This is a genomic window from Planomonospora algeriensis (genome assembly GCF_977012225.1).
In genome coordinates this window covers 1-23672 of the sequence record NZ_CDRNDK010000003.1, presented here as the reverse complement: position 1 = coordinate 23672, position 23672 = coordinate 1, and the positions used below count along the sequence as shown (strand labels likewise).

Here is a 23672-nt window from a genome sequence, read left to right as displayed (position 1 = left end):
TTCGTCCACACCGATGGCCGCCGAGCGCCTCGGAATCTCCCGTTGTCCACAAGCTGTCCACACGCCGGCGGCCGTGCGGCCCGTCGCGGTCCCGTCTCGAAATCCACATGGAATCCACAGCGGATCCACAAGCCGTGCACAACTCCGCACAGACGGCAAGGCCGTGCTCTACAGCGGGAAGAAGGTCCGGAGGGGCCGACAGTAGTCCGTGTCCACAGGGTGTTCAAAACGTTGTCCACAGCCTAGTGGCTGTGTGGGAGAGGCTGGGTGCACATCCTGTGGATAAAGAAACGCCCGTGGAAAAGAAGCCTGTGGAGCTGTGGACAACCAGCTCGGCGAAGCGCCCGGTTTGACCTGGGACGCATCCGCCCCGTAACGTACGACGGTCGGCTTGCCACGCGGCGGCTATTTCGCATGCCCCGCATCCGGCAAGCCAGCCATGTCGAACATCCCCATGTGCTGGGGATGCGCCTCAAGCCTGGAGCCCACTCGTGAGCAAGCGTACTTTCCAGCCGAACAACCGCCGTCGCGCGAAGACCCACGGCTTCCGGCTGCGCATGCGCACCCGCGCCGGTCGCGCGATCCTGGCCGCCCGTCGCCGCAAGGGCCGCGCCGAGCTCTCCGCCTGACGCGCGTCCGCCGTGCCCGGTCCGCCGGGCCGGGCAGTGAGCGTCCTGTCGCCCGCCGACCGTGAGGTCCGGCGGGCGATAGCCGTACCTGCCCAGGGTTGAGAAGGTCCTCTCGTGTTGCCGTCCAGGTCCCGCATGCGCCGGGGCGAGGAGTTCAACAGCGCGGTCAGGAAGGGCAGCCGCTCGGGCCGCCCCACGCTGGTCGCGCATCTCGGCATGCGTGCCCCGGACTTGAGGGCCGGTGAGCCGCCCCTGGTCGGGTTCGTGGTGAGCCGCGCCGTCGGCGGCGCGGTCGTCCGCAACCGGGTCAAGCGCAGGCTGAGACACCTCATGCGCGACCGGCTCGACCGCCTCCCGCGAGGTAGCCTGCTGGTTGTACGCGCCAACCCACCGGCCGCGTCCGCGCGGGGCGAGCGCCTAGCCGCCGAACTCGACGTCGCGCTCGATCGTTTACTCAGGCGGCGAGAGTCCTCCACGACTCGCATGGAGGGATGACGATGACGGCGCAGCAGACCGCCGGGGCCTCCCCGGCCGCCCGGACCCTGATGGCTCCGATCCGGTTCTACCGGGCCTTCGTGAGCCCGCTGCTGGGTCCCCGCTGCCGTTTCCACCCCTCGTGCAGCGCTTACGGCCTCGAGGCGATAGCCGTTCACGGCGCGTTGCGCGGCACATGGTTGACGATCCGGAGAATCGGGCGTTGCCACCCATTCCATCCCGGAGGTTTAGACCCGGTGCCCCCACGCCCGGTCCGGTCCCACGAAACGCAAGGGAGCTAGCTCGGTGGAGCTGTCCTGGCTCAACTGGCTGTACACAGCCGTCGCCCAAGTCATCACCTGGATTCACCATGGCTACAGCACCTTCATCCCGAAGGACAGCGGGCTCAACTGGGCGCTGACCATCATCACGCTGACCGTGCTGATGCGGCTGCTGATCTTCCCGCTCTTCCTCAAGCAGATGCGCTCGTCGAAGAAGATGCAGGAGCTCGCGCCCAAGGTCCAGGAACTGCGCAAGCGCTACAAGAACGACAAGCAGCGCATGAACCAGGAGGTCATGGCGCTGTACCAGGGGGCGGGGGCCAACCCGCTCGGCGGCTGCCTGCCGATCCTGGCGCAGTTCCCGATCTTCATCTCGATGTTCACCGTGTTGCAGGCGATGGCGGCGGGTCAGCCGAAGTTCGGCATGACGCAGGAACTGGTGAACGACGCCCGGGCGGCGCACATCTTCGGCGCCCCGCTCCCGGCCACCTTCTGGTGGGACTCTTCGGACGTCGTCGCCCTGGGCGCCGAGCCGGTGGTCACCAAGGTGGTGCTCGCGATCTTCGTGGCGATCAGCTCGCTGACCACCTTCCTCACCGTCCGGCAGAGCGTGACCCGTTCGATCGCGCAGATGCCGGACAACCCCATGGCGCAGCAGCAGAAGATCCTGATGTACATCTCGCCGCTGTTCGCGATCTTCTCGCTCAGCTTCCCCCTCGGCCTGATCCTCTACTGGGTGACCACCAACCTGTGGACGCTCGGCCAGCAGCACTGGTTCTACAGCCGGCACCCCATGCCGGTGGTCGACGCCAAGGGGAACATGGTGACGCCCGCCCCCAAGCCGGGCCTGCTGAGCAAGGTGCGCAAGAATGCGCCCGAGCCCGAGGCCCCGCCCGCGCCGCCGGCCCCCAAGGTCACCCGCCAGCAGCCGACCCGCCAGCCCCGCAGCAAGCGGACGGGCGGTAAGAAGTAGTTCCGGCAGACAGCGTGGATCCCGCAGGCAGGATCCACGGCGCTCCCCGACCCATCCCGACAGCACGAAGGAGTGGCTGGACGTGACTGAGGCCCAGCAGGAGACCGCGGCCAAGGCGGCTCCCGATCTCGCAGCCCTGGAGCAGGAGGGCGAGATCGCGGCCGACTATCTCGAAGGGCTGCTCGACATCGCCGACATCGACGGTGACATCGACATGGACGTCGAGGGCGACCGCGCCGTCGTCTCCGTGGTGGACGTCAAGGGCGGCGACCTGGTGGGTCCCAACGGCGAGATCCTGGAGGCGCTCCAGGAGCTCACCCGGCTGGCGGTCCACCGGCAGACGGGGGAGCGCTCGCGCCTGATGCTCGACATCGGCGGCTACCGCGACCGCCGCCGGGCCGAGCTCCGCGAGCTCGGCACCAAGGTCGCCGGAGACGTCAAGCGCTCCGGCGAGCCGAGGTCCCTGCAGCCGATGACGCCGTTCGAGCGCAAGATCGTGCACGACGCCGTGGCCGCCGCGGGCCTGCGCAGCGAGTCCGAGGGCGAGGAGCCCCGCCGCTTCGTGGTGGTGCTCCCCGCGTAACCTCCCCGGCGGGCGGAGGACCGGCCGCCGTCCCTGGCACGCCAGGGACGGCGGCCTTTTTCGTCCCTCTTGCCGACACGGCGGATCCCTCCGGACGTCGGCTAACGTTGGTTCGCGTAGCGCATGTCGGCAACGGCTCACACCCCCGGGGGTGGTCCGCTGATTCTGAGGAGAGAGTGATCATCCAGTGAGCGACCAGTTGCCCGAACCGCCCGAGGTGGCACGTGAGGTGTTCACCGGTGAGGCCTGGTCCCGAGCGGAGGCGTTCGCGGAGTTGCTGGCCGGTCCGGGGGTGGTGCGCGGGTTGCTCGGCCCCCGCGAGGTGCCGCGGATCTGGGACCGTCACCTGCTCAACTGCGCAGTGGTCGCCGAGGCCGTCCCCGAGGGCGTGCGGCTGGTGGACATCGGCTCCGGCGCCGGTCTGCCCGGTCTCGTGCTCGCCATCGTCCGGCCCGACATCTCGGTCACGCTCCTCGAACCGCTCCTGCGCCGGACGGTCTTCCTCCAGGAGTGCGTCGATTCACTGAAGCTGGAGAACGTCGAGGTGCTGCGCGGCCGGGCCGAGGAGTTCGCCGGCAAGCGAGAGTTCGACGTGGCCTCCGCACGCGCGGTGGCGCCACTCGACCGGTTGCTGTCCTGGGCGCTGCCTCTGCTCCGCGAGGGGGGAGAGCTGCTGGCGATGAAGGGAGAGCGTGCGGCGGAGGAACTGGCGGAGGCCGAGGCGCAATTGCGATCCAGCGGAGTGCTGACCGCCGAGCTTGTATCCGTCGGGCGCGGTAAGGTCGAGCCGCATGCAACTCTCATCCGGGTGGTCGCCGGTCGGGCCCCCGAGAGAGCCCGGCAGGCCTCTCGCCGAAAGGATCGTGCTCCGCGCCCGAAACGGGTGCGAGGCCAGTAGACGGACCGAAAAGCGAGTGCAAGGCCAAGGAGATCCGGTGAGTCGAACGCTCCCCGGCGCGAGCGCCGGGTCCTCCCCGCTGGACGATCACGGACGTGTGATCACCGGCGCGGCGGGTGGTCTCGGCTGGCCGGAGACCCCGCTCTCTTCTCCGCTCGGAAGTCCTTCCGGTCTGGGATGGCCGGCCTCGGCTCCCCTCGCCGCGGTTCGGCCGGTGGAGAGAAAGACGACCGTGACCCCCAACTCCCTTAACCCCGGCGACTCGCCGCTGGTACGAGAGGCACTCAGCTCAGTGGTTTCACGTGAAACATCGCCCCAGAACACCGCGGTCGCTTCCGGGAGCTCCTCGGCAGCCCGGGACGGTGACTGGCCGCGACCGCCCAAGACCCGGATCTTCACCGTCGCGAACCAGAAGGGCGGTGTGGGAAAGACCACCACGTCGGTCAACCTGGCGGCGGCGCTCTCCATGCACGGCCAGCGCGTCCTGGTGGTGGACCTCGACCCGCAGGGCAACGCCTCGACGGCCCTGGCCATCGAGCACCGCGGCGACGTGCCGGACATGTACAAGGTCCTGGTGGAGGACATGCCGCTCATCGAGGTGGTGAAGGAGGTCCCGGACATGCCCGGCCTCTACTGCGCCCCCGCCACCATCGACCTCGCGGGCGCGGAGATCGAGCTGGTCTCCATGGTGGCCCGCGAGGCCCGGTTGCAGCGGGCGCTGGCCGCCTACGACGCCATCGAGTTCGACTACATCCTCATCGACTGCCCGCCCTCGCTCGGCCTGCTGACCGTCAACGCGCTGATGGCCGCGAACGAGCTGCTGATCCCGATCCAGTGCGAGTACTACGCGTTGGAGGGACTGGGCCAGCTGCTCCGGAACGTGGAGCTGGTCCGCGCCCACCTGAACCCCACGCTCGATCTGTCCACCATCCTCATGACGATGTACGACGGCCGTACCCGGCTCGCCTCTCAGGTCGCGGAGGAGGTACGGTCTCACTTCGGCGACACGGTGCTGAGCACGCTGATCCCGCGGAGCGTGCGTGTCTCCGAGGCGCCCAGCTACGGGCAGTCGGTGATGACCTATGACCCGGGCTCCAGCGGCGCGATGGCCTACATGGACGCCGCCCGTGAGATCGCCTATCGCGGCGCGGCCGTGTGAGCGGCCGAGAGGGCCTCGGCGGTGCCGGCGCGGATACTACTGAGGGCGAGACCTTGAGCCTTGGGGAGGGGCAGTGAGTAAGCAGCCGAGAGGGCTGGGCAAAGGGCTGAGGGCGCTGATCCCCACGGCTCCCCCGCCTGCGGAGCCCGCCGCGTCCGCCGTGCCCGCCGGGTCCGGTGCGACCGCGACCATGGTGGCTCCGGAGCCGGCCCTTCAAGAGCAGAGCCTCCTCAAGCCGGTCGCCGGCGCCTATTTCCTGGAGGTCCCGGTCGAGGCCATCGTGCCGAACCCCCGGCAGCCCCGGGAGATATTCGATGACGAGGCGCTCAAGGAACTGGCCGCCTCGATCAAGGAGGTCGGTCTTCTCCAGCCCATCGTGGTCCGGAGGGCGGGGGGCGACCGGTACGAGCTCATCATGGGGGAGCGCCGCTGGCGGGCCTCCACGATGGCCGGGCTGGAGCTGATCCCGGCGATCGTACGGGACACCCAGGAGGACAAGCTCCTCCTGGACGCCCTGATCGAGAACCTCCAGCGCGAGCAGCTCAACGCGCTGGAGGAGGCGGCCGCCTACCGCCAGCTCCTGGATGACTTCGGCGCCACCCACGAACAGCTCGCCGCCCGCATTGGCCGTTCACGCTCGCACGTGACGAACACCATCCGGCTCCTCAACCTCCCGCCTCGGGTCCAGAACCGGGTGGCGGCGGGCACGATCAGCGCCGGTCACGCCCGGGCCCTGCTGAGCTTGGATGATCCAGCCGCACAGGAACGCCTCGCAGATCGAATCGTGGCCGAGCTCCTCTCGGTCCGCGCCGTCGAGGAGATCGTGGCAATGGGAGACGCCTCGGCGGCTTCCACCCCCGCGCCTCGCGCTCCGCGGGCCAAGCCGGAGGAGGACCCCTCGCTCCGCCGCCTGGCGGACAGACTCTCGGACCACTTCGAAACCCGGGTAAAGGTGGACTTCGGCCGCCGCAAGGGACGCATCGTGGTGGAGTTCGCGACCATCGACGATCTGGAGCGCATCATCGCGACGATGGCTCCGGGATCGGTGGAACTGCCGGAGGAGTAGACCTCTTCCTCACCGGGCCCCGCTGTGTTCACGTGAAACACAGCGGGGCCTTTCCTTTGGTCCGGCTCCGTTTCGTGTGGTGGTTTCTCAACGCGTGTCGCTGGGGCCCGGTTCTGGCCGGGTCCCTTGCCCGTGCGGTGGTCGGTGTGGGGGCGCACGGGGGCGGGCCGGTAGTCCTGGCGGCCGTCGCAGTTGATGTCCGGTGGGTTCCGGCCTCCGGCCTGGACTCGGGCGCGCGGGGTTCGGGCCTTTATACGCCGCCAGGACCACCGGCCCGCCCCCGTGCCCGGCTGCTGCGCCGTACTGATGCGGGCCGTAGCGTCTCGCTCTCCGGCCGCCCAGTGGTCCCGCCGTCGCTGAAGCGATCCATGCGGTCCGGCCCACGGTGCTCGCCGTAGCTGAAGCCATCCTGGCGGAAAGGAGCTCAGGGCTGAGACCGCAGTCTCATCCATACGAACTCATCGGTGCTTCCCGCCATCTGGGATGCTCCTCGGTGGTGGGGCTCCGCGAAACTCAGGAGACGGTGATACACCGGCTCGGAGGAGCCGGACCGTTCCGATCCCCGCCCTTCAAGGAGGTCTCTCCCCATCGTTCGCCTCCGCGATCAGGCGAGGGCGCTCCGGATCAGGACCGCGTCCTGGTCGAGAAGCTCACGCGAGCGCTTCTTCCACTCAGCGGTGACCACAACGCCGTCCCCCGGATAGCGTGGCATGTGAACGGACATGAGGAAGCGCTGGTCGGCGGACGCCTCTGTGTAGCTGGGCGGACATAGGAGTGCTGACCGACGGACATCGGCAATGCTGGTCGACGGCCTGGTGAACCTCTCGATCGAGCCCGTTTCAGATGATCGTTGTTCTCCTGGGATCGGGTGACCCGGGTCGCGGCGCGGGCATCTGCCGGTAGATGCTGGTTGCGGACAAGTCGACTCCCCGCCCACCCCACCCCGCCACGAAACTCGCGCCGACATGCTGCCCACCAGAACTCAACGCCGGCATACCGCACCGGCGGGGAGACTATGCGCGCGGGCGTAGGATCAGTCGGGCCATCCCGCCCGGGTACTGGTGCGTCTCGACCAGGTCCAGTGCGGTGCGCGGCTGGCCGTCGGGGAACAGCTTACGGCCGGAACCGACGACGACAGGGTTGAGCAGCAGCCGGATCTCGTCGATCTGGCCGGCGGCGAGCAGGTGGCGCATGAGGGCGGCGCTGCCGTACATGAGCAGGTCGCCGTCACCGGCCTGCTTGAGGGCGGCGACCTGGTCGGCGACATCGCCGTGGGCGCCATCGAGGATCTCGGTGCCGTGCCAGGTCGGCTCGCGCAATGTGGTCGAGGCGACGTACTTGGGCATCGTGTTCATCTTGTCGGCGAAGCCCATCGGGTCTTTGCGGGACGGCCAGGCCTCGGCGAAGCCGTCATAGGTCGTCCGGCCCAGCAGCAGGGCCTCCGCGCCGAGCACCAGCTCGAGCGCGTCCTTCATGTTCTCCTCGTCGTGGAAGTCGAACGACCAGGTCTCCGGGGCCTCCATCACGCCGTCGAGGGTGACGAAGGCCGAGACGATCACGCGTCGCATCGTGGAACTCCTGAGGTCTTGGATGCCTGTGGAATAACTGTGCCCCTCGCACACTGTGTACGATAGGCATAGTTCCGTTCGGGTTGCAAGATCGGGCTGCAAGAAGGGATCGACGATGACCACCACACCTGCCGACGACGAAGAGAGCATTCTGACGCTGTTGTGGTCCCCGCCGGCACCACCACGCTTCGGACCACAGCCTTCACTGACCCGTGCCGCCCTGGCCGCGGCCGCGGTGCACATCGCGGACGCCGAAGGTCTGCACGCCGTGTCGATGCAGCGGGTCGCCACCGCTCTCGGAGTCACGAAGAACGCGCTCTACCGCTACGTGCGCAGCAAAGCCGAGCTGATCGCGCTGACCATCGAACATGCCGTCGAAGACCCGCCGGACCTGTCCTCCATCCCTGACTGGCGCCTCCGCGTCGAACGGTGGGCCGATGACCTGCACGCCGTCTGGCAACGCCACCCGTGGCTGTCGGCGGCCACGATCGGCGATCGGCCCATGGGTCCACGCGAGGTCGGCTGGATCGAGACCGCGCTGGCCGCCATCGGCCAGAGTGGGCTGTCGGTCACCCAACGCCTGGACGTCGTGCTGGCCATGTTCGCCCTCGTGCGCTCCGCCGCCGTCACCGGCACGGGCACCCAGCCCTGGACGCTTCCCGGCGACACCGGGCAACGCCTGCTCGCCCGACTGCGGGAACACCCGGCGTGGTACCCGGCCCTCCTGCACGCCAGCGCCACGTTCGCCGATGACGAGAACGACCACCCGCACGCCACCTCGACGGCAGGCGCGCAACCCGCGACCACATCCGTGAGCAGCGGCTGGCGGACCGGCCTACGTCTGCTGCTCGACGGTCTCGAAGCGAGCGCAGCACCACGGCGGTGAGCGCGGCACCTACCCGCAGCGGCCGCCTTCGTCGGTTTCAGGCTGCCGCTCGGGATCCTCGGTGACCGTCCGTCAGTGGATCATCCTGTCCGTCCACAAGAACACGAGGTGAACGAGTCGGTCGGCTCCACCTCTGCTTGTCGAAGCCGGAGGACCTCGCGTAGGCGGGATGCATAGGCTCGGGGGTGGGTGGTGTTGCCGTTGTGGCCGCCGGGGAACTCGACAATCCGAGTACCCATGAGGTCGGCCAGTTCCTGGGCGCAGCGGTAGTCGAAGACGTCACGCGGGGTCATGCGACCGGCGGCGGGCAGGATGCGGGTGGTCGTGTCCTTCAGCGCGGCCACTGGCAGGGTGTCGCCGATGACGGCGGTGAAGTCGCGCTCGAGAGCTTTTCCTGCTGGGCCGAACCTTGATGAAGATCGGCGAGGAGGCGCTCCCCGCGGCTGGGGTCGACGGGCAGACGACCGGCGTCCGGACGATCCTGATCGTGGTCGGTGATGTGCGCGCGCATCCGGGAAGCGCAATCGGAGAGATCGCCACCCGCGCCGGCCTGCCGCAGAGTGCGGTCTCGGGCGCGGTGGCGCGGCTTCGCGAGGCGGGTGCCATCGTCACCGATCCCGATCCCCGCGACCGCCGTAGGCTCCTCATACAGCCCGCGTCCGAACCCTCCGGCCGAGTGGAGGCGGTCAAGTCGACCTCCATTGAAACCGCGCTGGCGAAAGCTCTGGGCACCGCGGGCAATCCGCCGCGGGTCGCCGAGATCATCGCCCTCCTGGAGGACCTCGCTCAGGACCTGACCCCGGAGGCACTTGCCCGCCTGCGCAGTTAGCTCTCCGCAGGGTCGGCCTCATCATCGGCCGAGGTGTGACCTGCGGTGTGGCTTTCCCGGGCAGTCGCGACCGCCCCGCGACTCGGCCGATCGGTCGGATCCGCCGCTGGTCTCGACCGGGTGGACGTGCTGGATGAGCCGGCCGACGGAGGCGCACCATGCGATGTGCCACCGTCGACTCCTGGAGGACAGGGAGAGTCCCACCATGAGGCGACTCCACGTGGTGGCCACCGCCAGGGCTTTCTTTCTATGGCGCCCGGCCCTGAGCTCCTTTCCGACGGGATGGCTTCAGCTACGGCGAGCACCACGCCGGAACCGCACGGGTCGCTTCAGCGTCGGCGGGACCACCGGGCAGCCGGAGAGCGAGAAACTACGGTCCGCATCGGTACGGCGGAGCAGCGGTGCACGGAGGTGGGCCGGTGGTCCTGCCGGCGTATAAAGCACCGAACCCCGCGCGCCCGAGCCCAGGCCGAAGGCCGGAAACCACCAGAGCCCAACTGAGACGGCCGGCAGGACCACCGGCCCGCCTCCGTGCGCACCAAGACCAGCCACCACGAACCGGCCCTCCCCAGCGACGCCCCACCGCAGTGTGCAGCACTGAGCCACCGTGCGAACGGACCCGCCCCAGCGATGTCCGCGATGTTTCACGTGAAACAGTTTTCGGAGACGGCCGATGTTTCACGTGAAACGTGCACCCTCGGCCCTACGGTTTCACGTGAAACAGCCGGACCGATGCCTCAAGGGCCGGGCTGGATGACGGTGCGGATGTCCGCGACGAAGGTGTCGATGTGCTCGGGGGTGGTGTCGAAGGCGGCCATCCAGCGGACCACGTTCTCCGAGGCGTCCCAGGTATGGAAGAGGTAGCGCTGCTGGAGCTCGGCGATCGCCTTCTCCGGAAGGACGGGGAAGACGGCGTTGGACTGCACGGGGTAGCGGAGGGAGACGCCGGGAAGGTCGGTGACGCCGTCGGCGAGCCGGTGGGCCATCGCGTTGGCGTGGGCGGCGTTCTCCCGCCAGAGGTCGTCGGTGAGGAGCGCGGTCAGCTGAGCCGAGACGAAGCGCATCTTCGAGGCGAGCTGCATCCCCTGCTTGCGGAGGAACAGCGCCGGTGGGTCCAGCTCGGGGCGGAGGACGACGAGGGCCTCGGCGCCCATGGCGCCGTTCTTGGTGCCGCCGAAGCTGAGCAGGTCCACGCCCGCGTCGGTGGTGAGAGCGCGCATCGGGCAACCGAGCTCGGCCGCGGCGTTGGCCAGGCGGGCGCCGTCCATGTGCAGGAAGAGCCCGTTGGAATGGGCGAACTCCGCGAGCTCCGCGATCTCGTCGGCCGTGTAGACCGTGCCGCACTCGGTGACCTGGGAGATGGAGATGACGCGCGGCTGGGCGTACTGGGTGTTCCCCACGACGGAGAGGTGCTCGCGGACGTCGTCGACAGTGATCTTGCCGTCGTCCGTCGGGAGGGGGATGAGCTTGGCGCCGAGGACCCGCTCGGCGGCGCCGCACTCGTGGGTGTTGATGTGCGCAGTGGCCGGGCAGAGCACGGACTCGTAGGGGCGCAGCGCCAGACCGAGCCCGGTGACGTTGGCTCCGGTGCCGTTGAACATCGCGTACGCCCTCGTGTGCGCGCCGAACTGGCTCCGGAAGGCGGCTTCCATCGCCTGGGTCCAGGGATCGGCGCCGTAGGCGGGAGCGTCTCCGGTGTTGGCGTCCGCGATGGCCGCGAGCACCTTGGGATGCACGCCCGAGTGGTTGTCGCTGGCGAAGCTCTTGGGAAAGAGAGTGGTCGAGGTCAGCACAGTGCCAGCGTATGGGAGCCCGCCTCCCCGCCGATCAGGCGGTGCTCCGGTCCGTCCGGAGACGGGGAGGCTTCACCTGTGGGCGGGGAGGCGCGGGCTTCAGGCCGCGCCGCGGGCGGCGGCCTGCTCCAGCAGCGAGCGGCAGAGGGAGCCGAGATCGTGGTCGGCGGCCTCGACGGCCATGGGGAAGAGGGAGGTCTCGGTCATGCCGGGAGCGACGTTGACCTCGAGGAAGTGCGGCAGGCCGTTCCCGTCGACGATCAGGTCGGTCCGGGAGACGTCGCGCAGGCCCAGGGCGGCGTGCGCGGTCACGGCCATCTCGGCGCAGGCGGCCGCCGCCTCGGGGGACAGGCGGGCCGGGGCGAAGAACTCCGTACGGCCCGCGGTGTAACGGGCCGCGTAGTCGTAGACGCCGTCATCGGGGACGATCTCCACCGGAGGCAGGGCGACAGGGCCCTCGCCGAGGTCCACCACGGAGACGGCCACCTCGACGCCCTCGACGCACCGCTCGATCAGAGCGGTGTCCCCGTAGGCGAAGCAGCCCACCATGGCGGAGGGCAGTTCCTCGGCCGTGCGCACGACCGAGCGCCGAGGGCGGATCCGCCCCGGGACGGCTTGACGAACAGCGGGAGTCCCAGCCGCTCGACGATCCGGGCCAGCACGGCGGAGGCGCCGAGGTCGTGGAACGTCTCCTTGGGAAGCGTCACCGACTCGGGGGTGCGCACGCCGGCGGAACGGACGACCGTCTTCGCGGTGGGCTTGTCGAAGGCGACCCGGCACGCCTCGGACCTGGCGCCCACGTAGGGGACGGACAGGAGCTCCAGCACCGAGCGGATGGCGCCGTCCTCACCGGCCCCGCCGTGCAGCGTCACGAAGACGGCGCTGGGCGGGTCGGCCAGCACCCGGGGGACGAGGGAGGCGTCGATGTCGCGCGTCTCGACGGAGACGCCCGCCGCACGCAGCACCTCGCTCACCCGGCGCCCCGAGCGCAGCGAGACCTCCCGTTCGTAGGACAGTCCGCCTGCCAGGACGAGCACGTGGCCGAGATCACTCATCCGAACACCTTCTCCTTCAAGCCGCATCGAGCCCGTCGAACCGCGCTTCCCGCCGTCGGGCCGGAGGCCGGACGACAGCGTCGGAAGTCACCGTACGGCACCGCCCCGGAGATGACCCACGCGGCGGTCCGCCACGGGGGAAACCGGCGCCGGAAAGGGCCGGAGGCGCTCCTCCGCACGAGCCGGGCGGAGGAGCGCGGGGAACCGCTACGCGAGGTCGGGTCCCGGGGTGTCCACCCCGACGTGGTCGGGGAAGGTGCCGGCGCCGAACGTGTCGCGCAGCTGCAGCTCCTGCTCGATCACCCCGGCCAGCCGGCGCACGCCCTCGCGGATGCGCTCGGGCTCCGGGTAACAGTAGGACAGCCGCATGTGCCGGGCGCCGCTCCCGTCGGCGAAGAAACCGGTGCCCGGGACGAACGCCACCCGCTCGGCGACCGCCCGGGGCAGGAGCGCCTTGGAGTCCAGCCCCTCGGGGAGGGTGGCCCAGACGAAGAACCCGCCGCTCGGCCGGGTCCAGGAGCACTCGGCGGGCATCAGGGACTCCAGCGAGGAGAGCATGGTGTCCCGGCGCTCGCGGTAGAGCTCCCGGAAGGTCTTGATCTGCTCGCGCCAGGGCTGCGTGGCGAGGTACTCTCCCACGGCGAGCTGGGTGAAGGCGGAGTGCGACAGCACGGCCGACTCCATCGCCAGCACCAGCTTGTCGCGGATGGCGTGCGGGGCGAGCGCCCAGCCCACCCGGAAGCCGGGGGCGAGCGTCTTGGAGAACGAGCCCAGGTAGACCACGCCGTCGGGGTTGTCGGCGCGCAGCGCCCGCATGGGCTCGCCGTCGAAGCCGAGCAGGCCGTACGGATTGTCCTCGACGATGAGCACGCCCGCGCGCTGGCAGATGTCCAGCACCTGCTCCCTGCGCGCGGCGTTGAGCGTCACCCCCGCCGGGTTCTGGAAGGTGGGGATCGTGTAGAGGAACTTGATGCGGCTGCCCGCGGTCTGCAGCGCGTAGACGGTCTGCGCCAGCGACTCGGGGATGATGCCCTCGTCGTCCATCGCGATGTGCACGACCTTCGCCTGGTAGGCGGCGAAGGTGCCCAGGGCGCCCACGTAGGAGGGGCCCTCGGCCAGGATGACGTCGCCGGGGTCGATGAAGATGCGGGTGATGAGGTCGAGGGCCTGCTGCGAGCCGACGGTCACCACGACGTCGTCGGCGTGCCCCTCGATCCCCTCCAGGCGCATCACGTCGCAGATCTGCTCGCGCAGGTGCGGGTCGCCCTGGCCGGAGCCGTACTGGAGCGCGACCGGGCCGCGGCGGGCCACGAGGTCGGCGACGAGCTCTCCCACGACGTCCAGGGGCAGGGCCGTGACGTACGGCATGCCGCCGGCCAGCGAGACCACCTCGGGCCTGGACGCGACGGCGAAGAGAGCTCGAACCTCGGAGGCGACCATCCCGGTAGCCCGTGCGGCGTACCGATCGACGTAGGCGTCGATGCGCGACCCCTGGGCCGCGACGGTCCGACCGTGATCCGAGTTCTGGGATGCCACGGTCCACCTCCTCGTCGTAGGAGCACAACGTGCTCAAGCTAGATAAACCAGGGTACGTCAGTGGTACCTCTACTCCCCGTGGGGGATCGGAGCCCTGAAACGATGACCTCCGCTGGGCTACGATGCCAGCTGGGGAAGCGGTTTTCGCGGGTTTTCCCACCGTGGCCAGGAAGGCCTGGGCACTCGTCTCGCACGCGATTGGGGCCAACAGGTGTCGCGTCGGCTGGTGAACGTCACTCTCGACAACCTCGACGACCTGCCGCGCCGCTGCCGCCGGTGCGTCTTCTGGGAGCTCGATCCGGTCAGCGGGGACCGGGCCCTGGAGGCCGGCGACCCGGGGCTGGAGAAGGAGGCGTGGATCTCCTCCACCCTGCTGGAGTGGGGCAGCTGCGGCAAGATCGCCTATGTGGACGGCGCCGCGGTCGGCTTCGTGCTCTACGCGCCCCCGCTCTACGTGCCCCGTTCGGCGGCCTTCCCGACCTCACCGGTCAGCGCCGACGCCGTGCTGCTGATGACCGCGCACATCGTCCCGGAGTTCTCCGGCGGCGGTCTGGGCCGGATGCTCGTCCAGGGCGTGGCCAAGGATCTGACCCGGCGCGGGGTGCGGGCGATCGAGGCGTTCGGGGACCTGAAGTGGGAGCAGCCGGGGGCGTGCGTGATGCCCGCCGACTACCTGCTGGCGGTCGGCTTCAAGACGGTCCGGCCGCACCTGCGCTTCCCCCGGCTCCGCCTGGAGCTCAAGACCGCGGTCTCGTGGCGCGAGGACGTCGAGGTGGCGCTGGAGAGGCTCCTGGGATCGATGAGCCCGGAGAGGGCGCTGCGGCCCGTCTGAGATGATCTGAGCCCCCGCTGGACGCCCTGAGGGCCGGCGGAGGCCCGCGGACGCGCGAGAGCCCCCTCGGGGGGAGGGGGCTCTCACTGGGTGGGTGTGCCGCTCGGAAGCGGGTGGTACGGCCCGGCGTCGCCGTGGGGAGCGACCGGCCGCAGGGGGCCCTCCAGGGGTCCCGCGCGGGGACCGCCTAGATGATGCCCTCGAGCTCGCGGAGCAGCATGGCCTTCGGCTTGGCGCCGATGATCTGCTTCACGACCTCTCCGTTCTTATAGACGTTCATCGTGGGGATCTGGAGTACGCCGTACTGCTGGGCGATGGCCTGATTCTCGTCGACGTTGAGCTTGACGATGGTCAGCTTCTCGGCCTGCTCCCCGGCGATCTCCTCCAGGATCGGCGCGACCTGGCGGCACGGGCCGCACCACTCGGCCCAGAAGTCGACGAGGACGGGCTTGTCGCTCTTGAGCACGTCGGCCTCGAAGCTGGCCTCGGTCACGTTCTTGATGGCGCCCACTGCTTGCTCCCTTGTATCCGGGTTCCTGCGACTGCTGTCGGTTCTGGGGGTCACTGCTCGCCGTGCTCGGCCAGCCAGCGCTCGGCGTCCAGCGACGCGGCGCAGCCGGTGCCCGCGGCGGTGATCGCCTGGCGGTAGGTGTGGTCGACCACGTCGCCCGCGGCGAAGACGCCGTCCAGGTTGGTGCGGGTCGAGGGGGAGGCGACCTTGACGTAGCCCTCGTCGTCGAGCTCCACCTGGCCCTTGACCAGCTCGGTGCGCGGGTCGTGGCCGATCGCGATGAACAGGCCGGTGACGGCGAGCTCGCTCTCCTCGCCGGTCTTGAGGTTGCGCAGCCGTACGCCGGAGACCTTCTCCTCGCCCAGGACGTCGACGACCTCGCTGTCCCAGATGAAACGGATCTTGTCGTTGGCGAACGCGCGGTCCTGCATGATCTTGCTGGCGCGCAGCTCGCCCCGGCGGTGCACGACGGTCACCGAGGCGGCGAACCGGGTGAGGAAGGTGGCCTCCTCCATGGCGGTGTCGCCGCCGCCGACGACCACGATGTCCTGTCCGCGGAAGAAGAAGCCGTCACAGGTGGCGCACCAGGAGACGCCGCGGCCGGACAGCCGCTTCTCGTTGGGCACGCCCAGCTCGCGGTAGCCCGAGCCGGTGGCCAGGATGACGGCCTTGGCGTGGAAGGTTCCGGTGGCGGTCTTGACGACCTTGGGGGTGACGGTCAGGTCGACCTCGACCACGTCGTCCGCGACGAGCTCGGCGCCGAACCGCTCGGCCTGCTTGCGCAGGCCGTCCATCAGGTCGGGGCCCATGATGCCGTCGGGGAAACCGGGGAAGTTCTCCACCTCGGTGGTGTTCATCAGCGCACCGCCGGCGGTGACCGATCCCTCGAACACCAGGGGGTTCAGGTCGGCGCGTGCGGAGTACACAGCCGATGTGTAACCGGCGGGACCCGATCCGATGATGATCACATTGCGGACGTCCATCACGCGTTGCGCCTTTCCCTCTGCCGTTGCCAGTCGCGTCAACAGATCCTAGGCGTCGGTGATTCCCGGTGACGCCGAAGCCCGGCACGGACGGTTCCGTGCCGGGCTCCTGAGCGGTCCGGGCGGGGTCAGCGCCAGCTGGCGAGCGCGGGCTTGCGCACGTTCTCGCAGGACGGGCCGACCACGTGCACGCGCACGCGGTTCTTGGGCTGGTCGTGCCAGAAGAGCACGATGTTGGCCTCCTGCCCGTTGTAGAAGCCCCGGTCGACGGCGAACGGCTGCTTGCCGACCTTCGCCGAGACCTGCTGCACGCAGCGGGTCAGCTCGGAGGTGTCCGCCGTGCCCAGTACGGGCGCCGGGCTGATGTACTCCATCAGCGAGCCGCGGAGCTCCTTGTCGGTGTAGTTCCAGTTGCTGTCGGTCAACTGGTACTTCGTCGCCGCACTCGGCAGGGGCTGTGCGATCAGCGGCTTCTGCTCCGGACCGGCCGCCGAGAGCATGCCGGTCGCCATCACGGTCGCGCCGACGATCGCCGCCGCCACTCCCGCCGCCGCGGCGACCGGTGCCCAGCGGCGCCGTCCCGCGGCCCTGCGCCGCCTCGACGGCGTCACCGGGACGACGGTGCCGTCGTCGCCGACGACCCCCAGCACCGGCACCGGCTCGGGCCGGATCTCGCGCTCGGGCTCCGGCTCAGGTGCGGTGAGCTCGGGCTCCGGCACCGGGAGAGGCGTGGCCTCCCAGGGCGCGTCGCGCATTATGTCGTCCCAGGCCGGTGCTTCCACCAGCCCGATTCCACCTCCACGGAAGTTCTCGGCCTCGGCGGCCAGCGCCCGGTCGATGCGGAGCGCGACCCCCATCGGCATCGCCGGGGTGGGCGTCGCCGCCAGAAGCTCACGGACCGCTGCGAGGTCGGCGAGGCTCTCACCACAGGGATCGCAGATCGCGAGATGCTCGCGAACCCGCATGGCCGTGGCGGCGTCGAGGAGGCCCTCGGCCAGTTCGGCCAGGACCTCCAGGTCGTAGTGCGTATCACCCGTCACGAAGTTCTGCTCCCTTCGCCGATGAGACGCGAGACAGGTCGGATCGGTTCCGCAGATGCGAAAGAATGGGGACAAGTTTCGCGCGGCCACGTGCGCATCGGCTCTTCACGGTGCCGCTGGGCACCTGCAGGACCTGGGCCGCGTCCTCGACCGAGTAGCCCATCATGTCGACGAGCACCAGGGCCGCCCGCTGGTCGGCGGGGAGCAGCTTGAGCGCGGACGAGACCTCCATGGAGACCTCGCGCTCGGCCGTCTGGTCGGGCACCGGGGTCTCGCGCTCGGCGGCCTCGATCAGCTCGTCGTCGGCGACGGGCCGTACGGACTTGCGGCGCATGCGGTCCAGGCAGGCGTTCACCACGATGCGGTGCAGCCACGTGGTGACTGCCGCCTCACCGCGGAAGCTGCCCGCCTTGCGGTAGGCCGAGACGAACGCGTCCTGCACGGCGTCGGCCGCCTCGTCGGGATCGCCCAGCGTGCGCAGGGCGACCGCCCACATGCGGTCTCGGTGGCGCTTGACCAGCTCACTGAAAGCGTGCGGATCCCCGGCGATGTGCCGGGTCAGCAGATCGGCGTCGGACATGGCCGTCCGCGCCTCCTGCTGATCCGCCGTCGGCGGGGTATCGGGTGGGGAATTCACAAGGAAAGTCCTGCTATGCCGATCCGGGAGAACACCTCTACGGAATAGATGGTGCCACGAAATCTCTCATGATCGGCAAGAAGAGCGGTAAACCAGATCAAATCGCACCGCTTTCGCCTCGCCGCACCCACCGGTCACTTGACCGCGCGGATCTTCACCTCGTTCACCTGGGCACGGTACTTGCCCTGGTAGGAGGGGCCCTCGGTGAACCAGATCAGGACGTAGCGCCCCTTCTTCGGGGACTTGACGGTGAGGGTCTCCTTGCCGCCCAGCCCGGAGGCCTTCGCCACCGCGTCCAGGTCGCCGAGGCTCTTGGAGTCGCCCACCCGGAGCTCCACGGCGCCGCCGGAGACCGGCCCGAAGTCGGCCGTCACCTCCTTGACGGCCACGCTGTCCTTGAGGTCGATCAGCAGGCCGACGCCGTCCTTCAACCGGCCGAAGTCGGCGGAGGGGTACGACTCCGAGTGCCAGTCCGTGGAGGGCTTGCCGTCCAGGGCCAGGGACGCGAGCTCGCTCCGCTCGTCGCCGTCGCCCAGCGGGTCGAAGCCCTGGGCGGAGCCGGGCTTCACCTCGCGGGTCGCCGTGCTCCCCGCCGTGGGCGTGGGCGACGGGCTGCCACCGGCCTCCGGGGCGTCGCCGGCGTTGCCGATGCTGCGGCCGAGCGTCCAGGCGCCCAGGCCGACCGCGGCCATGACCAGCAGGACGACCAGCCCCACGGCCACCTTGCCGAGCGCTCCGCCGCCGCCCGAAGGGTGCGGGCTGCTGGACCGGCCGGTACGGCGGGGCGGGGCGGTGGCGCTGCGGAGCGGCGGGTCCGAGGTGACCCCGTCCTCCTCGCCGGCCGCCAGCGCGCCCGCGACGCAGCACGCCACGCCCAGCCCGGTCGCCGCCCGGGTGCCGGAGGCCACCCGGGAGATCAAGCTCCCGGGCACCTCGACCACGATCCACGAGAGCGACGAGGACCCGGTCCGGCTGACCTCCTACAGCCTGGAGACGGCCGGGAAGTTCCACGTCTACGCCCGCGAGCACGGCGCGAACGACTTCGCCGCCGCCGACCAGTACATCGACTACACGGTGAACCCCGAGGGGACCGGGGCACTGGCCACCGACCTGCAGTACGACAAGGAGCACTACGCCCTGGTCTCGATCATCGACCGGGCCGGCGGCGCGGTGAACAAGGTCAGGCTCACCAAGGCCCCGGTCTACCCGTCGCTGCCGCAGTGGTCGCCGGACGGGAAGAAGGGCCTGGTCACGCTGTACGAGGCGGACGCCGACGCGACCAAGCCCAGCCACCCGTACGGCTACGCGATCATCGACATCGCCACCCGGAAGGCGAAGATCGTCAAGGTGAAGGAGAAGGACGCCGGGACGTGGAGCTACTTCTGGCGGGGTGACGGCCGCGCGGTCGGCACCTGGGCGATCGACGGCGACACCCACCGCATCCGCTTCTACGACCTGCAGGGCACGATCCTGCAGACCCTGCTCGACGTGGGCAAGCCGCTCACCGTCGAGGGGGAGGACGTCAACCCGTCCGGATCGCTGATCATGACGTACTGCAAGGGGACCACGCAGGAGATCTGCGTCTGGTCCACCGCCGCCGACGGGGAGCCGCAGGCCCGGGTCCCGTTCGTGACGGAGCGGGTCGTCGGCTGGTACGACGACCGGCACATCGCGGCCTGGCGGGCCAAGGGCTCCGGCTTCGAGGCGGTCGTGATCGACCTGGAGGGCGAGGTCAAGCGGGTGCTCGCGGAGACCGCGGACGCCAAGGAGTACGAGAAGCAGTTCATGCGCTACACCCGGGTGCGCTGACCCCGCCGGCCCGCCGCGCCTCCGGTCCCGCCGTGGTCCTCCACGGCGGGACCGCGGGGGTCACGGCAGGGCGAGCATCCGGTCCAGGGCGACCTTGGCCCAGTGGGTGGTGTCGGGGTCCACGGTGATCCGGTTGACGACCTGGCCGGCGGCCAGGGACTCCAGCGCCCACACCAGGTGCGGCAGGTCGATCCGGTTCATCGTCGAGCAGTAGCAGACGGTCCGGTCCAGGAACGACACGTTCTTGTCGGGGAACATGGCCCCGAGCCGCTTGACCAGGTTGAGCTCGGTGCCGATGGCCCAGGAGGAGCCGGCCGGGGCCTCGGTGAGCTTCTTGATGATGTACTCGGTCGAGCCGACGTGGTCGGCCTTGACCACCACCTCGTGCCGGCACTCGGGGTGCACCAGCACGTTGACGCCGGGGACGCGCTCCCGGACGTCGTCCACGCTCTCGGCGGTGAACCGGCCGTGCACCGAGCAGTGCCCCCGCCACAGGATCATCTTGGCGTCGCGGAGCTGCTGCTCGGTCAGGCCGCCGTTCGGCCGGTGCGGGTTGTAGACGACGCAGTCGTCCAGGGACAGGCCCATCTCCAGCACGGCGGTGTTGCGGCCCAGGTGCTGGTCGGGCAGGAACAGCACCTTCTCGCCGCGGGAGAAGGCCCAGTCCAGGGCCCGGCGCGCGTTGGAGGAGGTGCACACGGTGCCGCCGTTGCGCCCGCAGAACGCCTTGATGTCGGCGCTGGAGTTCATGTAGGTGACCGGCACCGTGACGTCGGCGATCCCGGCGTCGGCGAGCGCGTCCCAGCACTCCTCGACCTGGTCGAAGGTGGCCATGTCCGCCATGGAGCACCCGGCGGCCAGGTCCGGGAGCACGACCTTCTGGGAGTCGCCGGTCAGGATGTCGGCCGACTCGGCCATGAAGTGCACGCCGCAGAAGACGATGTACTCGGCCTCGGGACGGGCCGCGGCCTGCTGGGCGAGCTTGAACGAGTCGCCGGTCACGTCGGCGAACCGGATGACCTCGTCGCGCTGGTAGTGGTGGCCGAGCACGAAGACCCGGTCGCCGAGCGCCGCCTTGGCCCGCTCCGCGCGCTCCACGAGCGCCGGATCGGAGGCCGGCGGCAGCTCACCCGGGCAGTCCACCCCGCGCTCACTGTGCGGATCGGCCTGGCGGCCGAGGACGAAGAGCGGAAGCCCGGTCTCGGTGGTCGTCACGACCACACCCCCTTATCGTCTAAGTGACGACTAATGATGACACACGGTCCGGGGGATTTATTCCGGGGGGCGGGGGATCGGAATGCATGGCATCCCGCGGGTGTTGGTAGCGTCTGAGAAGGACGTCAGGAACACACAGCCGTTCAGACGGGCGGTTGACGTAGACGCGGGAGTCACCACATGTCGGTTGAGAGCAGCGAGACCACGGCGCAGGGCCTGATCCTGAGCGACGCGGCCGCGGCCAAGGTCAAGAGCCTGCTGGAGCAGCAGGGCGAGGAGGGCCTCCAGCTGCGTGTGGCCGTGCAGCCCGGCGGCTGCTCCGGCCTGCGCTACCAGCTCTTCTTCGACGACCGTTCGATGGACGGCGACGTCGTCACGGACTTCAACGGTGTCAGCGTGGTCACCGACCGGATGAGCGCGCCGTACCTCATCGGCGCCACGGTCGACTTCGTCGACACGATCGAGAAGCAGGGCTTCACGATCGACAACCCGAACGCCACGGGCTCCTGCGCCTGCGGCGACTCGTTCAACTGAGCCGGTCGTACGACCGGCACGCCTGAAAAGCCCTGCCAGGTGAGGCGTCCCTCACCCGGCAGGGCTTTCACGTGCCATGACTTGGCGTATTCTTGCGTGGCTCACCGCCCGAAGATGCTGACAACGAGGAGAAGGATCCCGTGCGCATCGCCGTCACCGGCTCAATCGCGACCGACCATCTGATGACCTTCCCGGGCAGGTTCGGTGATCAGCTGATCGCCGACCAGCTCGACCGGGTCTCCCTGTCGTTCCTCGTGGACGACCTGCAAGTCCGCCGTGGCGGCTGCGCGGCCAACATCGCCTTCGGCATGGGCTGCCTGGGCCTGTCGCCGATCCTGGTCGGCGCGGTCGGCGCCGACTTCGCCGACTACCGCTCCTGGCTGGAGCGCCACGGCGTCGACTGCGGCTCGGTGCACATCTCCGAGACGTACCACACGGCCCGCTTCCTGTGCACCACCGATGAGGAGCACAACCAGATCGCGTCGTTCTACACCGGCGCGATGGCCGACGCCCGGCTGATCGAGCTGCAGCCGATCGCCGACCGGGTGGGCGGGCTCGACCTGGTGCTGATCAGCCCCAACGACCCCGACGCGATGCTCCGGCACACCGACGAGGCCCGCCAGCGCGCGATCCCGTTCGCCGCCGACCCCTCCCAGCAGCTCGCCCGGATGTCCGGCGAGGACATCCGCCTGCTGATCGACGGCGCCGCCTACCTGTTCAGCAACGACTACGAGAAGGGCCTGATCGAGCAGAAGACGGGCTGGTCCGACGAGGAGATCCTCGACCGGGTCGGCGTCCGCGTCACCACGCTCGGCCCCAAGGGCGCCGTGATCGACCGCAAGGGCGAGCCGTCGCTGCACATCTCCCCGGCCCCCGAACTCGGCAAGGCCGACCCCACCGGCGTCGGCGACGCCTTCCGCGCGGGCTTCCTGGCGGGCCTGGCCTGGGGCCTGTCCCTGGAGCGCTGCGGCCAGATCGGCAACCTCACCGCCACGCACGTCCTGGAGCGCGTCGGCTGCCAGGAGTACGAGCTCGGCCAGAAGGTCTTCCTGGAGCGCTTCACCGACGCCTACGGCGCCGAGGCCGCCGCCGAGGTGGCCGGGTTCGTGCGCTGCCACCACGCCTGACCCCGCCGGGTCCGGGACCGGTCCGCGCGGACCGGCCCCGGACCTCGCCAGGGCGTCAGGCCCTGGCGTAGACACGGTGGACGAAGTCCGCGAGCTTGTCGTCCGGCAGGTTCTTGGCCAGGTCGGCCTCGCTGATCATGCCGACGATCCGGCCGTTCTCGATCACCGGGAGCCGCTTGATCTGGTTCTGCTCCATCTTGGTGAGGGCCTCCTCGACGCTGGCCTCGGCCGGTACCCAGACCAGTCCGGTGGCGAGCTCTCCGGCGGTGGTCCGCGCCGGGTCCTTGCCCTCGGCGATGCACTTCACGATGATGTCGCGGTCGGTGATGATCCCCTTGAGCCGGTCGTCGCTGCCGCAGATGGGCAGCGCCCCGACGTTCATCTCCCGCATGAGCTGCGCGGCGCGGTCGAGCGTCTCCTCGGCCTGGATGCACTGGCAGCCGGCGCTCATCAGATCCTTGGCGGTCTCCCCGCTCATGGTGTCTCCCCCCGAAAACGTGTGAATGGCACTTCAGGGGGAGCTGTACCCACTTTCCCGGCGAATCAGTAATTGCGTCGCACGTGGATCGCCCAGCCGCCCTCGGGGAGCTCGTGGCTGGCCACGTGGCGGTGGGACTTCAGCCGGCACCAGGCGGGCACGTCGGTGAAGGCCGCGGGATCGTCGGCGAGGACGGAGACGATCGCGTTCAGCGGCACCTCGTTGATCCGCTCGGCGAGCATGATGATCGGGATGGGGCACTTCTTGCCCAGCGCGTCGATGGTCAGCGCCGGTTGCTGGACGGCCTCCTCCGCGGCGGCCTGCCTGGACGACATCACGCTCTCACTCCCCGACTTCTTCTCAGCTGCCTCACGACCTGACCCCGGCCTCCTCGCGGATCCTGCGCACCGTCTCCGGCAGCAGGGCGAGGAAGCGGTCGACGTCCGCGGCGGACGCGCCCCGGGGCAGCGATACCCGGACATTCCCATGCGTAAGCACGCCCATGGCTTCCAGGACGTGCGATGGACGAAGCGTACTCGCCGTGCAGGAGCTTCCGGAGGATACGGCGAAACCGGACCGGTCCAGTTCGGTCAGCAGCGCCTCGCCCTCCACGTAGAGGCAGGAGAAGGTGACGAGGTGCGGCACCCGCGCGACGGGGTCGCCGATCACCTCGACGTCGGGGACGAGCCGGGGCACCTCGGACCTGATCCGGTCGACCAGCGCCGACAGGCGCTCGCCCTCGCGGGCCGACTCGGCCGCCACGGCCGCAGCGCGGC

At 69.8% G+C, this 23672-nt stretch carries 27 protein-coding genes and 1 pseudogene; 14 read left to right on the top strand and 14 right to left on the bottom strand.

All coding sequences use genetic code 11. The features are described 5' to 3' along the window. The first annotated feature begins 491 nt into the window (after positions 1–491). From rpmH to ACWJ6R_RS00710, 8 genes are all read left to right on the top strand, one after another. Positions 492–629, top strand: a complete 138-nt coding sequence (rpmH, locus tag ACWJ6R_RS00745) for a 50S ribosomal protein L34 (RefSeq protein WP_010849920.1) — start codon at positions 492–494, stop codon at positions 627–629. 114 nt (positions 630–743) lie between these two features. Next, a complete protein-coding gene (gene rnpA, locus ACWJ6R_RS00740; RefSeq protein WP_449060334.1) occupies positions 744–1124 on the top strand; it encodes a ribonuclease P protein component in 381 nt (126 codons plus the stop codon). Beyond that, positions 1121–1405, top strand: coding sequence for a membrane protein insertion efficiency factor YidD (gene yidD, locus ACWJ6R_RS00735; protein ID WP_444980670.1), 285 nt, complete (start codon positions 1121–1123; stop codon positions 1403–1405). The genes rnpA and yidD overlap by 4 nt, the downstream gene beginning before the upstream one ends. Before the next feature lie 4 nt (positions 1406–1409). After that, positions 1410–2357 (top strand): membrane protein insertase YidC, encoded by a 948-nt coding sequence (gene yidC / locus ACWJ6R_RS00730; RefSeq protein WP_449060333.1) that lies wholly within the window; start codon positions 1410–1412, stop codon positions 2355–2357. An 82-nt stretch (positions 2358–2439) separates the two neighbouring features. Next, the gene (locus ACWJ6R_RS00725) at positions 2440–2940 is read left to right on the top strand and encodes a Jag family protein (RefSeq protein WP_449060332.1); all 501 of its coding nucleotides are present in this window, start codon (positions 2440–2442) and stop codon (positions 2938–2940) included. A 187-nt stretch (positions 2941–3127) separates the two neighbouring features. Continuing rightward, positions 3128–3838, top strand: coding sequence for a 16S rRNA (guanine(527)-N(7))-methyltransferase RsmG (rsmG, locus tag ACWJ6R_RS00720; RefSeq protein ID WP_449060331.1), 711 nt, complete (start codon positions 3128–3130; stop codon positions 3836–3838). A gap of 391 nt (positions 3839–4229) precedes the next feature. Then, on the top strand, positions 4230–4997 hold the full coding sequence (locus ACWJ6R_RS00715) for a ParA family protein (protein ID WP_068900548.1): 768 nt from the start codon (positions 4230–4232) through the stop codon (positions 4995–4997). A gap of 73 nt (positions 4998–5070) precedes the next feature. Beyond that, the gene (locus ACWJ6R_RS00710) at positions 5071–6063 is read left to right on the top strand and encodes a ParB/RepB/Spo0J family partition protein (protein ID WP_449060330.1); all 993 of its coding nucleotides are present in this window, start codon (positions 5071–5073) and stop codon (positions 6061–6063) included. Positions 6064–7076: 1013 nt separating this feature from the next. Here ACWJ6R_RS00710 and ACWJ6R_RS00705 read toward each other — a convergent pair. Then, on the bottom strand, positions 7077–7631 hold the full coding sequence (locus ACWJ6R_RS00705) for a dihydrofolate reductase family protein (RefSeq protein WP_449060329.1): 555 nt from the start codon (positions 7629–7631) through the stop codon (positions 7077–7079). A 115-nt stretch (positions 7632–7746) separates the two neighbouring features. Between ACWJ6R_RS00705 and ACWJ6R_RS00700 the strand changes: the two genes are divergently transcribed. Then, a complete protein-coding gene (locus tag ACWJ6R_RS00700) occupies positions 7747–8517 on the top strand; it encodes a TetR/AcrR family transcriptional regulator (RefSeq protein ID WP_449060328.1) in 771 nt (256 codons plus the stop codon). Positions 8518–8597: 80 nt separating this feature from the next. On the opposite strand, the gene ACWJ6R_RS00695 is transcribed toward ACWJ6R_RS00700, so the two are convergent. Beyond that, positions 8598–8861: a hypothetical protein gene (locus ACWJ6R_RS00695; RefSeq protein ID WP_449060327.1), complete on the bottom strand. Its 264-nt coding sequence runs from the start codon at positions 8859–8861 to the stop codon at positions 8598–8600. A gap of 68 nt (positions 8862–8929) precedes the next feature. Here ACWJ6R_RS00695 and ACWJ6R_RS00690 point away from each other — a divergent pair, with 68 nt between their 5' ends. Then, positions 8930–9346: a MarR family transcriptional regulator gene (locus ACWJ6R_RS00690; protein ID WP_449060326.1), complete on the top strand. Its 417-nt coding sequence runs from the start codon at positions 8930–8932 to the stop codon at positions 9344–9346. Between the two features lie 737 nt (positions 9347–10083). On the opposite strand, the gene ACWJ6R_RS00685 is transcribed toward ACWJ6R_RS00690, so the two are convergent. The 3 genes and pseudogenes from ACWJ6R_RS00685 to ACWJ6R_RS00675 form a co-directional block, all read right to left on the bottom strand. Then, positions 10084–11139 carry a threonine aldolase family protein gene (locus tag ACWJ6R_RS00685; protein WP_449060325.1) on the bottom strand — a complete coding sequence of 352 codons (1056 nt, stop codon included), beginning with the start codon at positions 11137–11139 and terminating at the stop codon, positions 10084–10086. 99 nt (positions 11140–11238) lie between these two features. Beyond that, positions 11239–12194, bottom strand: a pseudogene (locus ACWJ6R_RS00680) (D-alanine--D-alanine ligase family protein). A 207-nt stretch (positions 12195–12401) separates the two neighbouring features. Continuing rightward, positions 12402–13634, bottom strand: coding sequence for an aminotransferase-like domain-containing protein (locus ACWJ6R_RS00675; RefSeq protein ID WP_449060358.1), 1233 nt, complete (start codon positions 13632–13634; stop codon positions 12402–12404). Between the two features lie 322 nt (positions 13635–13956). Here ACWJ6R_RS00675 and ACWJ6R_RS00670 point away from each other — a divergent pair, with 322 nt between their 5' ends. Then, complete coding sequence (locus tag ACWJ6R_RS00670; RefSeq protein ID WP_449060324.1) at positions 13957–14562, top strand: GNAT family N-acetyltransferase; 606 nt, start codon at positions 13957–13959, stop codon at positions 14560–14562. A 187-nt stretch (positions 14563–14749) separates the two neighbouring features. On the opposite strand, the gene trxA is transcribed toward ACWJ6R_RS00670, so the two are convergent. From trxA to ACWJ6R_RS00645, 5 genes are all read right to left on the bottom strand, one after another. Next, positions 14750–15073 carry a thioredoxin gene (gene trxA / locus ACWJ6R_RS00665; protein ID WP_068900295.1) on the bottom strand — a complete coding sequence of 108 codons (324 nt, stop codon included), beginning with the start codon at positions 15071–15073 and terminating at the stop codon, positions 14750–14752. A 50-nt stretch (positions 15074–15123) separates the two neighbouring features. Continuing rightward, positions 15124–16059 carry a thioredoxin-disulfide reductase gene (gene trxB / locus ACWJ6R_RS00660; RefSeq protein WP_449060323.1) on the bottom strand — a complete coding sequence of 312 codons (936 nt, stop codon included), beginning with the start codon at positions 16057–16059 and terminating at the stop codon, positions 15124–15126. Between the two features lie 125 nt (positions 16060–16184). Next, positions 16185–17096, bottom strand: coding sequence for a zf-HC2 domain-containing protein (locus ACWJ6R_RS00655; protein ID WP_449060322.1), 912 nt, complete (start codon positions 17094–17096; stop codon positions 16185–16187). Further along, positions 17086–17733, bottom strand: a complete 648-nt coding sequence (gene sigM, locus ACWJ6R_RS00650) for an RNA polymerase sigma factor SigM (protein WP_449060321.1) — start codon at positions 17731–17733, stop codon at positions 17086–17088. Before sigM ends, ACWJ6R_RS00655 begins: the two co-directional genes overlap by 11 nt. Before the next feature lie 134 nt (positions 17734–17867). Beyond that, entirely contained in the window at positions 17868–18653 is a 786-nt protein-coding gene (locus ACWJ6R_RS00645) for a hypothetical protein (RefSeq protein WP_449060320.1), read from the bottom strand. Between ACWJ6R_RS00645 and ACWJ6R_RS00640 the strand changes: the two genes are divergently transcribed. Further along, entirely contained in the window at positions 18628–19542 is a 915-nt protein-coding gene (locus tag ACWJ6R_RS00640; protein WP_449060319.1) for a hypothetical protein, read from the top strand. The two genes, ACWJ6R_RS00645 and ACWJ6R_RS00640, sit on opposite strands and share 26 nt — an antisense overlap. A gap of 60 nt (positions 19543–19602) precedes the next feature. Here ACWJ6R_RS00640 and nadA read toward each other — a convergent pair whose 3' ends face one another. Further along, complete coding sequence (gene nadA, locus ACWJ6R_RS00635) at positions 19603–20757, bottom strand: quinolinate synthase NadA (protein WP_449060318.1); 1155 nt, start codon at positions 20755–20757, stop codon at positions 19603–19605. Between the two features lie 180 nt (positions 20758–20937). On the opposite strand from nadA, the gene erpA reads away from it, so the two are divergent. Both erpA and ACWJ6R_RS00625 read left to right on the top strand, forming a co-directional pair. Beyond that, entirely contained in the window at positions 20938–21291 is a 354-nt protein-coding gene (gene erpA / locus ACWJ6R_RS00630) for an iron-sulfur cluster insertion protein ErpA (RefSeq protein WP_196452653.1), read from the top strand. Positions 21292–21431: 140 nt separating this feature from the next. Further along, positions 21432–22418 (top strand): carbohydrate kinase family protein, encoded by a 987-nt coding sequence (locus tag ACWJ6R_RS00625; RefSeq protein WP_449060317.1) that lies wholly within the window; start codon positions 21432–21434, stop codon positions 22416–22418. Positions 22419–22473: 55 nt separating this feature from the next. Here the strand turns inward: ACWJ6R_RS00625 and ACWJ6R_RS00620 are convergent, their stop codons facing one another. From ACWJ6R_RS00620 to ACWJ6R_RS00610, 3 genes are all read right to left on the bottom strand, one after another. Further along, positions 22474–22896 (bottom strand): CBS domain-containing protein, encoded by a 423-nt coding sequence (locus tag ACWJ6R_RS00620; RefSeq protein ID WP_068894268.1) that lies wholly within the window; start codon positions 22894–22896, stop codon positions 22474–22476. Positions 22897–22961: 65 nt separating this feature from the next. After that, positions 22962–23231, bottom strand: coding sequence for a sulfurtransferase TusA family protein (locus tag ACWJ6R_RS00615; RefSeq protein ID WP_449060316.1), 270 nt, complete (start codon positions 23229–23231; stop codon positions 22962–22964). A gap of 34 nt (positions 23232–23265) precedes the next feature. Next, positions 23266–23672 (bottom strand): aminotransferase class V-fold PLP-dependent enzyme (locus ACWJ6R_RS00610; protein ID WP_449060315.1); only part of this gene is annotated, 407 nt, incomplete at its 5' end.